7 protein-coding genes and 1 pseudogene are annotated in these 9,448 nt (G+C 70.6%); 7 read left to right on the top strand and 1 reads right to left on the bottom strand.

The annotated features are described in order from the left end of the window. The first annotated feature begins 22 nt into the window (after window positions 1-22). The 3 genes from RR49_RS00510 to RR49_RS00500 are packed head-to-tail and all read left to right on the top strand — an operon-like array spanning window position 23 to window position 3,640. Window positions 23-1,549: an MmgE/PrpD family protein gene (locus tag RR49_RS00510; RefSeq protein WP_045245791.1), complete on the top strand. Its 1,527-nt coding sequence runs from the start codon at window positions 23-25 to the stop codon at window positions 1,547-1,549. After that, the gene (gene prpB / locus RR49_RS00505) at window positions 1,549-2,448 is read left to right on the top strand and encodes a methylisocitrate lyase (protein WP_045245790.1); all 900 of its coding nucleotides are present in this window, start codon (window positions 1,549-1,551) and stop codon (window positions 2,446-2,448) included. The genes RR49_RS00510 and prpB overlap by 1 nt, the downstream gene beginning before the upstream one ends. A gap of 19 nt (window positions 2,449-2,467) precedes the next feature. Next, window positions 2,468-3,640 (top strand): bifunctional 2-methylcitrate synthase/citrate synthase, encoded by a 1,173-nt coding sequence (locus RR49_RS00500; protein WP_045245789.1) that lies wholly within the window; start codon window positions 2,468-2,470, stop codon window positions 3,638-3,640. 53 nt (window positions 3,641-3,693) lie between these two features. On the opposite strand, the gene RR49_RS15005 is transcribed toward RR49_RS00500, so the two are convergent. Then, window positions 3,694-6,264 carry a fibronectin type III domain-containing protein gene (locus RR49_RS15005; protein WP_048809498.1) on the bottom strand — a complete coding sequence of 857 codons (2,571 nt, stop codon included), beginning with the start codon at window positions 6,262-6,264 and terminating at the stop codon, window positions 3,694-3,696. A 333-nt stretch (window positions 6,265-6,597) separates the two neighbouring features. Between RR49_RS15005 and RR49_RS00490 the strand changes: the two genes are divergently transcribed. From RR49_RS00490 to RR49_RS00475, 4 genes and pseudogenes are all read left to right on the top strand, one after another. Further along, window positions 6,598-7,374 (top strand): enoyl-CoA hydratase-related protein, encoded by a 777-nt coding sequence (locus RR49_RS00490; RefSeq protein ID WP_045245788.1) that lies wholly within the window; start codon window positions 6,598-6,600, stop codon window positions 7,372-7,374. Window positions 7,375-7,435: 61 nt separating this feature from the next. Next, window positions 7,436-8,212, top strand: a complete 777-nt coding sequence (locus RR49_RS00485; protein ID WP_045245787.1) for an electron transfer flavoprotein subunit beta/FixA family protein — start codon at window positions 7,436-7,438, stop codon at window positions 8,210-8,212. A gap of 11 nt (window positions 8,213-8,223) precedes the next feature. Continuing rightward, window positions 8,224-9,195 carry an electron transfer flavoprotein subunit alpha/FixB family protein gene (locus RR49_RS00480; RefSeq protein ID WP_045245785.1) on the top strand — a complete coding sequence of 324 codons (972 nt, stop codon included), beginning with the start codon at window positions 8,224-8,226 and terminating at the stop codon, window positions 9,193-9,195. A 2-nt stretch (window positions 9,196-9,197) separates the two neighbouring features. Continuing rightward, a pseudogene (locus RR49_RS00475) lies at window positions 9,198-9,448 on the top strand (cytochrome b/b6 domain-containing protein); the annotation flags it as partial.

The following is a 9,448-nucleotide window of genomic DNA, read 5'->3' as shown; positions in this document are numbered from 1 at the left end:
ACCCCGCCCATCAAGGAGCAGCATGACCGTCACCCACCACGTCCGCGTCTACCGCAGCGACGAGGAGCTTCCCCGCACCGACCAACTCGCCTGGAAGATCGCCGAGGTCGCCGCCGACCCGGTCGCTGTCACCGACGAGGTGGCCGACATGATCATCAACCGCATCATCGACAACGCCGCGGTGGCCGCGGCATCCCTCACCCGCGGGCCGGTGAGTGCGGCCCGCCAGCAGGCGCTCGATCACCCGGTGTCCGTGTCGGGCCCGGGTTCCACGGTCTTCGGCTGCGCCCTCGAGCGCACGACGAGCCCCGAGTGGGCGGCCTGGGCCAACGGGGTCGCGGTGCGCGAGCTCGACTACCACGACACCTTCCTCGCCGCCGAGTACTCGCACCCCGGCGACAACATCCCGCCGATCCTCGCCGTCGCCCAGCACGTCGGCGCGACCGGTGCACAGCTGCTGCGCGGCATCGCCACCGGTTACGAGATCCAGATCGACCTCGTGCGCGCCATCTCGCTGCACAAGCACAAGATCGACCACGTCGCCCATCTCGGCCCCTCCGCTGCGGCCGGCATCGGCACCCTTCTCGGCCTGCCGGTCGAGACGATCTACCAGGCCGTCGGCCAGGCGCTGCACACCACCACCGCGACCCGGCAGTCCCGCAAGGGCGAGATCTCCACGTGGAAGGCCCACGCCCCCGCCTTCGCCGGCAAGATGGCCGTCGAGGCAGTCGACCGCGCGATGCGCGGCGAGACCAGCCCGGCGCCGATCTACGAGGGCGAGGACGGCGTGATCGCATGGCTCCTCGACGGGAAGGATGCCGCCTACGACGTGCCGCTCCCCGACCGCGGCGAGGCGAAGCGGGCCATCCTCGACTCCTACACGAAGGAGCACTCCGCCGAGTACCAGGCGCAGGCGTGGATCGACCTCGCCCGCAAGCTCGGCACCGCGCGGCCCGAGCTGCGCGACCCCGAGAACATCGAGGCGATCGTGCTGCACACCAGCCACCACACGCACTACGTGATCGGCTCGGGCGCGAACGACCCGCAGAAGTACGACCCTGCGGCCTCCCGCGAGACCCTCGACCACTCGATCCCCTACATCTTCACGGTCGCACTGCAGGATGCCGCGTGGCACCACGTCGACTCCTACCTGCCGGCGCGCGCGGCCCGCCCTGACACGGTGGCGCTGTGGCACAAGGTCACCACCGCTGAGGACGCCGAGTGGACTCGCCGCTACCACTCGGAGGACCCCGACGAGAAGGCGTTCGGCGGCCGCGTGGAGATCCGCCTCGCGAACGGCGAGACCATCGTCGACGAGATCGCCGTGGCCGATGCCCACCCGCTCGGCGCCCGCCCCTTCACCCGCCCCGACTACGTCGCGAAGTTCCGGATGCTCGCCGAGCCCGTGCTCGCCCCCGACGAGATCGAGCGCTTCCTCGACCTCGCCGAGCGCCTGCCCGAGCTGACCCCGGCCGAGGTGCGCGAGCTGTCGATCGTCGCGGCCCCCGGCGTGCTCGCCTCCGCCCCCGCCCCGAAGGGACTCTTCTGATGCTGTACAGCCAGACCCCCGCCGCCGAGAAGCGGCGCCTGTTCCGCGAGCGGCTGGCCACCGGCGAGCTGCTGCGGTTCCCGGGCGCGTTCAACCCGCTCTCGGCCCGGCTCATCGAGCGCAAGGGCTTCGAGGGCGTCTACATCTCGGGTGCGGTGCTCTCCGCTGACCTCGGGCTTCCCGACATCGGTCTCACGACCCTCACCGAGGTCGCCGGCCGCGGCCAGCAGATCGCCCGCATGACCGAGCTGCCGGCGATCATCGACGCCGACACCGGCTTCGGCGAGCCCATGAACGTGGCCCGCACGATCCAGACCCTCGAGGACGCCGGCATCGCCGGCACCCACATCGAGGACCAGATCAACCCGAAGCGGTGCGGTCACCTCGACGGCAAGGCGGTCGTCGACCAGGACACCGCGATCAAGCGCATCCGCGCGGCATCCGATGCCCGTCGTGACCCGAACTTCCTCATCATGGCGCGCACCGACATCCGTGCCGTCGAGGGGCTCCATGCCGCGATCGACCGCGCCAAGGCGCTCGTCGACGCCGGGGCCGACGCGATCTTCCCCGAGGCGATGCGCGACCTCGGCGAGTTCGAGGCGGTGCGCAACGCCGTCGACGTGCCGATCCTCGCCAACATGACCGAGTTCGGCAAGAGCGACCTGTTCAGCGTCGACCAGCTGCGGGACGTGGGAGTGAACATCGTCATCTGGCCGGTGTCGCTGCTGCGCATCGCCATGGGTGCCGCGGGCCGTGCGCTCGACACCCTCGTCGACGACGGCCACCTCACGTCGAAGCTCGGCGAGATGCAGCATCGCGCCGACCTCTACGACCTGGTGGACTACGAGGAGTACAACCACTTCGACACCTCGGTGTTCAACTTCCAGATCACCCGCTGACGTCCGCGAAGGAGCAGACATGTCCGAGATCGAGATCAAGAAGGGCCTCGCCGGGGTCACGGTCGACTACACCGCGATCAGCAAGGTCAACCCCGACACCAACAGCCTGCTGTACCGCGGCTACCCGGTGCAGGAGCTCGCGGCGACCCAGTCGTTCGAGTCCGTCGCCCTGCTGCTGTGGAACGGCGATCTGCCGGATGCCGCGGCCCTCGCCGCATTCGAGGGGTTCGAGCGCACGCACCGCGGGCTCGACGCCGACGTGAAGACGGTGATCGACCTGCTGCCGCTCGAGTCCCACCCGATGGACGTCGTGCGCACAGCGGTGTCGGTCCTCGGTGCGCAGGATGCCGCGGCATCCGACAACTCGCCCGCCGCCGACCTCGCCAAGGCGCAGCTGCTGTTCGCGAAGATCCCCGCGATCGTCGCCTACGACCAGCGCCGCCGCCGCGGTCAGCAGCCGGTGCCGCCGCGGGACGACCTCGGCTACGCGGCGAACTTCCTGTGGATGACGTTCGGCGAAGAGCCGGCCGACATCGTCGTCGAGGCGTTCAACGTGTCGATGATCCTGTACGCGGAGCACTCGTTCAACGCCTCGACCTTCACCTCACGGGTGATCACGTCGACCACCTCCGACCTCTATTCGGCGGTCGTCGGTGCGATCGGTGCGCTCAAGGGCGCCCTGCACGGCGGGGCCAATGAGGCCGTCATGCACATCTTCGACGAGGTCGGCACGGCAGACAACGTCGGCCCGTGGCTCGACGAGGCCCTCGCCGCGAAGCGCAAGATCATGGGCTTCGGGCACCGGGTCTACAAGAAGGGCGACTCGCGGGTGCCGACCATGAAGGCCGCCCTCGACGACCTCGTGGAGTACTACGACGCCCGTGACCTCGCCGCGCTCTACGACACTCTCGAGAGCGAGTTCGTGGCCCGCAAGGGCATCTACCCGAACCTCGACTACCCGTCGGGTCCGGCCTATCACCTCATCGGTTTCGACACCCTCACCTTCACGCCGCTGTTCGTCGCGGCGCGCATCGTGGGCTGGACGGCTCACATCATCGAGCAGACCGCCGCCAACGCGCTCATCCGTCCGCTCTCGGCCTACAACGGTCCCGACGAGCGGCACATCGACGGCTACGTCGCCTCGGCGGCCGACCGTGCGGCGGCGAGCCGCGAGGCGGAGTCCGCCGACTGACGTGGACATGACGAGGGGGTGGATGCCGCGGCATCCACCCCCTCGTCATGTCATCAGTGCGCTCGTCGCCGGCGCGTCATCAACAGCAGCACGGCGCCGCCGAGCAGCGCTGCCCCGGCGAGGACGAGCAGCGCTGCCCCGGCGAGGACGAGCAGCGCTGCCCCGGCGAGGACGAGCAGCCCCGAGAGGTCCGGAGCGCCGGTGCGCGGGAGCGTCGCGGCCGGGTCGGCGATGGTGATGCCCTGGGACAGCGTCACCGCGGTGCCGTCGGCCGAGGTTCCCGTCACGATCACCGTGTGCGACCCCGTCACGCCCGAGGGGAGCGCGGTCGTGAGCGTCGCGACACCGGTGGACGAGACCGTGACGGTACCGAGCACGATGGGGTTCGAGTGCAGCACGAACGTCGCATCGGTTCCGGGCAGCAGCCCGGACGCGGTGAAGGTCTGGTCGCTGCCCGTCGTCACCGGGCCCGAGGGGACGGTGAGCGCCGACGCCGGTGCGGTGGTGACGACGATCGACACCACCACGGGGACCGCGTGGCTGTAGGCCGCGTCACCCGCTTGGATCAGCCCGACCACACAGGTGCCGGGAGTGAGGAGGCTGATGGTGAGTCCGCTGACGGAGCACGCTCCGGGGTCGCCGGCGTCGCCCAGCTCCGCCGTCACCGGGAGACCCGAGGTGGCGGTGGCCGCGAGGGTCACGGACGTCCCGGTGTACCCCGACTCCGGTGCGCCGACGACCGAGATCGTCTGCGAGCCGTGCGGCGTGAGCCGCCCGCGGTAGAACACGGACGCTCCGTTGCCCGCCGACGTCACCGGGACGACGGCGACGGTGTAGGCCGTGCCGTTGACGAGGCCCGTGATCGTGCACGGCGACCCTGCGCAGCTGATCGTGACGGGTGCCGTGCCGCCGCGAGCGGTCACCGAGTACGACAGGATCGGCGCGCCGCCGGTGTTCACCGGAGGAGCGAACGCGATGCTCACGGTCGTGTCGCCGGACCAGCCCTCGCTCAACCGCACGGCGTCGGAGGCGACGGCCGTGATCGAGAACGTCTGATCCACCTCGGGAGCAGGCGCCGTCGCGTCATCGCCGTCCTGGTGCGCGGCGATGGTGCAGTCGCCCGCGCTCACGGGAGTCAGTCCGCCCGCACGGGTCACCGTGCACACGTCCGGGGTGAGTGTCGTGAACGTCACCGGAAGGTCCGAGGTGGCTCGAGCCATGAGATTGGCCGTCATCGTGAACGGAAGGCTGCCCGGGTTCGCGAACTCGATCGTCTGCGTGGCGAGCGGAGTCACGGTTCCTTCGTATTGCGCGGCGGGGCCGGTGTTCAGCTCGTTCTGGGCGGCGACCGAGACCTCGTAGGCGGATCCGTTCACGAGCCCGCTGACGGTGCACGGGGACGCATCGCATTCCTGGGAGCGCTGGCCCGCGGAGACGAGGTATCCGACGATCGGGCTGCCGCCGGTCTCGGTCGGCGGAGTGAACGACACCGTGACGGACCCCGACGCCGTGGTCACCGAGGTGATGGTCGGGGCGCCCGGCGTGCCCGGGTCCACCTGGAAGCTGCGCTCGACCGTCGTCGCCGGAAGGAACGCGTCGTTACCGGCCTGGTCCGCGTCGATCGTGCACGTGCCGTTCGCGTGGAACGTCGTGACGCCCGAGAGGGTGACGGTGCAGACGGCGTCCGTGGTGCTGGAGAAGGTCACCGGCAGATCGGAGTCCGACGTGGCCACCGCCGTGAACGGGGTGCCGTAGGTCTGGGTCTCCGGCTGCGCGAAAGTGATCGACTGCTCAGCCGCCGGTGTGACCGACGACGAGGCGCTCGAGGCGGGACTCGTGCCTGCGAGGTTCGAGGCAGTGACGGTGAACGTGTACGGTGTGCCGTTGGTCAGCCCGCTCACCGTGCAGGGGGAGCTGGTGCATCCGACACTCGTCAATCCTCCGGGCGAGGACGTCACTGTGTACGCCGTGATCGGAAGCCCGCCCGTGTTCGCGGGCGCGTGGAAGGAGACAGTCGCGGACGCATCGCCGGCTGTCGCGCTGACGTTCGTCGGCGCGACAGGCGCCGACGGCACCTGGGCGACTGCGACGTCGTCGACGCGCACGTAGGTCGATGCCCCCGAGGCGGACAGCACAATGCGCGGCGTGCCGCTGGCGGCGGTCGTGAAGTTGACCATGCTGAAGCTCCACCCGGGAGCGTAGGTGTCCTCGCTCGTCTTCTTGACGGCGTACTGCGTGCCTCCGACGACCCCGTCGACGTAGGCGTCGAAGGTGCCGGAACTGTCCGGGATGGACTCCGGAGTCACAACACCGCCGTACCACCAGACGCCGAACTGGTAGGTGCTCGACGGCTGCAGGTGGGGCAGCGACTGCGTGACCGTGTCGGGGTCGTTCCCGCCCGCCGGTTGGAAGACGAGCACCCCGCTGCCCGAATGCGGGAGCTCGGTCGTCGGGCCGAGCGTGAGCGCCGGCTCCGATCCGTCGCCGAAGGTGACTCCCCATCCCGGCACGATCTCGTCGCCGACGGGCGCCTGTTCGAAGCCGCAGTTGTCGACGAGATTGGGCGGCAACGCCGTGCAATCCCGGTACGGCGCCGCGTTCTGCGCCAGTGCGGGCGCGGCCACGATGGGCGCCGCCGCGATCAGAGAGCCAGTAGCGCGCCGAGCGCGACGACCGAGCCCATGACACTCTTGCGAGTCATGAGTTCCACCCCTTTGTGCGGCCCCCGCCGCGCTCTTTCGCGACCCCCGTCGCGAACGGACAAGCTGATGCCCAACAACCGCCCCACGCGATCGCGCCGATCATAGGGGCTTGCGCTATCAGTTCGTTCACAGGTTTCGGAGACCCGATTCCGCACCATCTCATCGATGGCTCATCGGCGCTCGCCATCCCACGTTCGGCGCGGCAGGATCGAAGGTGCGCGCACCGATGAGGGTGCCCCGCAGACGGGAGGACCCATGGCCGAGTACGAGACGATCCTGGTGGAGCGCCGGGGGCGCGTCGGGTGGATCACCCTGAACCGCCCGCAGGCGCTCAACGCGCTGAACGCCCGGCTCGCGAGCGAGCTGGGGGCCGCGGCATCCGATTTCGACGCCGACGAGGAGATCGGATGCATCGTCATCACCGGCTCCGAGCGGGCCTTCGCCGCCGGCGCCGACATCAAGGAGATGGCCGACAAGACGCCGCTGGAGATGGAGCAGGGGAACCCCTTCGCGGGACTCGAGCGCCTCTCGCAGCTGCGCACCCCGCTCGTCGCGGCGGTCGCGGGCTTCGCCCTCGGCGGCGGGTGCGAGCTCGCGATGACGTGCGACATCATCCTCGCGGCCGACACCGCCCGCTTCGGGCAGCCTGAGATCAACCTGGGCGTGATTCCGGGCCTCGGCGGCACGCAGCGGCTGCCGCGCGCGGTCGGCGCGTACAAGGCGGCCGATCTCGTGCTCACGGCGCGCACGATCGACGCGGTCGAGGCGGAACGTGCGGGCCTCGCCTCCCGGGTCGTTCCCGCCGCCGAGCTGCTCGAGGTGGCTCAGACGGTCGCCGACGAGATCGCGGCGAAGTCGCTGCCGGTCGTCTACGCAGCGAAGGAGGCGCTGCGCGTCGCGCGCGAGTCGACCTTGACCGAGGGACTGCGGTTCGAGCGCCGGGTGTTCGTCTCGCTGTTCGGGCTTGAGGACCAGAAGGAGGGCATGGCCGCCTTCCGCGAGAAGCGTGCGCCCGAGTTCCATCATCGGTGAGACTCAGTGTCATCGTTCGCCGTGATTCCGTTAGACTCTGCGATGGCGTAAGGAGTGCCCCGTGAAGATCGTCGTGCTGGTCAAAGAAGTCCCCGACACCTACGGTGACCGCAAGCTGTCTCTCGAGACCGGGCTCGCGGATCGCGCCGCGAGCGATGCGGTCATCGACGAGATCGGTGAGCGTGCCCTCGAGGTCGCGCTGAGCTACGCCGACAAGAACCCGGGCACCGAGGTCGTCGTGCTCTCGGTCACCCCCGAGTCGGCCACCGCGTCGGTGCGCAAGGCCCTCGCGATGGGGGCGGCGTCGGCCGTGCAGGTCGTCGATGAGGCCCTGCTCGGCGCAGACCTCGGCCTCACCGCCGAGGTGCTCGCCGCCGCCGTGCGCAAGGCGGGCTTCGACCTCGTCATCGCCGGAAACCAGTCGACCGACGGCTCGGGCGGTGTCATCGCCTCGATGCTCGGCGAGCTGCTCGACGTGCCGGCGGCCACCAGCCTCAGCACGGTCGAGATCGGCGACGGCGTCGTCACCGGCGAGCGGGCGATCGACGGCGCGACCACCACGGTCTCGGCGACCCTGCCCGCCGTCATCTCCATCACCGAGCGCCTGCCCGACGCCCGTTTCCCGAACTTCAAGGGCATCATGGCGGCCAAGAAGAAGCCGTACGAGACCTGGAGCCTCGCGGACCTCGACGTCGACGCGACGGATGCCGCGGCATCCCGATCGATCGTCATCGCGATCTCGGAGAAGCCCGCCCGCGCGGCCGGCACCAAGATCGTCGATGAGGGCGACGCCGGCACGAAGCTCGCCGAATACCTGATCTCGAACCGACTGGCCTGAGGAAGACGACGATGACCGACTTCGCGCCCGACACCATCCTCGTGCTGCTCGACGTGACCCCGTCGGGTCAGCTCGCCAGCTCGTCCGCCGGACTCCTCGGCGCCGCCGCCCAGGTGGGCAGCCCCGTCGCGCTCGTCGTGCACGAGAACGCCGAACTGGCAGCGGATGCCGCCGCTCTCGGGGCGACCGCGGTGCTCTCCGTGCCGACCACCCCCGACACCGTCGGGGTGCAGGTGGCCGACGCCCTCGCCGCCGCCGCGGCGCTCGTGCAGCCCGACGCCGTGCTCGTCTCCCACTCGCTCGACGGCCGCGACGCCGCCGCCCGCTTCGCCGCCCGCACCCGCTCGGCGCTCGCCGTCGACGCGGTCGGCGTCTCGCGCGACGCCGAGGGCGTGGTCGCCCACCACTCCGTCTACGGCGGCGCGTACAACGTCGACTCGGCCGCCACGTTCGGCGCGCCGGTCATCACGGTGCGTCAGGGCGCGATCGATGCGCGCGCCGAGGCGCAGACCTTCCAGAGCATCGCCCTCGAGGTCGCCGCATCGGGTAAGGCCGCGGCATCCGTCACCGCCGTCGAGCCGGCGCAGTCCACCTCGAGCCGGCTCGAGCTGCGCGGCGCCGCCAAGGTCGTCTCGGGCGGCCGGGGCATCGGCTCGGGCGAGAACTTCGCGCTCGTCGACCAGCTCGCCGATGTGCTGGGCGCGGCGGTCGGCGCCTCCCGCGCGGCCGTCGATGCCGGCTACGTGCCCCAGTCGTACCAGGTCGGCCAGACCGGGGTGTCGGTCTCGCCGCAGCTGTACATCGCGCTCGGCATCTCCGGGGCGATCCAGCACAAGGCCGGTATGCAGACCGCCAAGACGATCGTCGCGATCAATAAGGACGGCGACGCCCCGATCTTCGACATCGCCGATTTCGGTATCGTCGGCGACGTGTTCACGGTCGTGCCCCAGCTGATCAGCGCCCTCGAGGCGCGGAAGGCCTGAGCGTGGCGACCTACGCTCGCACGGTGCGCCGCGGGCTGCCGCGCACGCCCGGTGGCGACCCCTGGCCGCCCGCGGGCGAGGCCCCGATCGACGCGGCCGTCGCGGTGACGGATGCCGCGGCCCCCTCGGTCGCGGCGGTCGCCGCCGTGCCGGCCGCGGAGGCGCGAGCCGTAACTCCGGAGAATTCGCCGTCTGCTGGGCTGCCGACCGCCTCCGACCCGATTTCTCCGGAGATCGCGCACGGTGCCCCGGC

The organism is Microbacterium ginsengisoli, from assembly GCF_000956535.1.
Lineage (GTDB): Bacteria > Actinomycetota > Actinomycetes > Actinomycetales > Microbacteriaceae > Microbacterium > Microbacterium ginsengisoli.
This window is presented reverse-complemented; position numbering and strand designations above follow the sequence as displayed.

Bases quoted from the DNA above. Each gene is read 5' to 3' on its own strand.
- prpB (WP_045245790.1), top strand. From the start codon at position 1,549: ATGCTGTACAGCCAGACCCCCGCCGCCGAGAAGCGGCGCCTGTTCCGC.
- RR49_RS00490 (WP_045245788.1), top strand. From the start codon at position 6,598: ATGGCCGAGTACGAGACGATCCTGGTGGAGCGCCGGGGGCGCGTCGGG.
- RR49_RS00480 (WP_045245785.1), top strand. From the start codon at position 8,224: ATGACCGACTTCGCGCCCGACACCATCCTCGTGCTGCTCGACGTGACC.
- RR49_RS00510 (WP_045245791.1), top strand. From the start codon at position 23: ATGACCGTCACCCACCACGTCCGCGTCTACCGCAGCGACGAGGAGCTT.
- RR49_RS00500 (WP_045245789.1), top strand. From the start codon at position 2,468: ATGTCCGAGATCGAGATCAAGAAGGGCCTCGCCGGGGTCACGGTCGAC.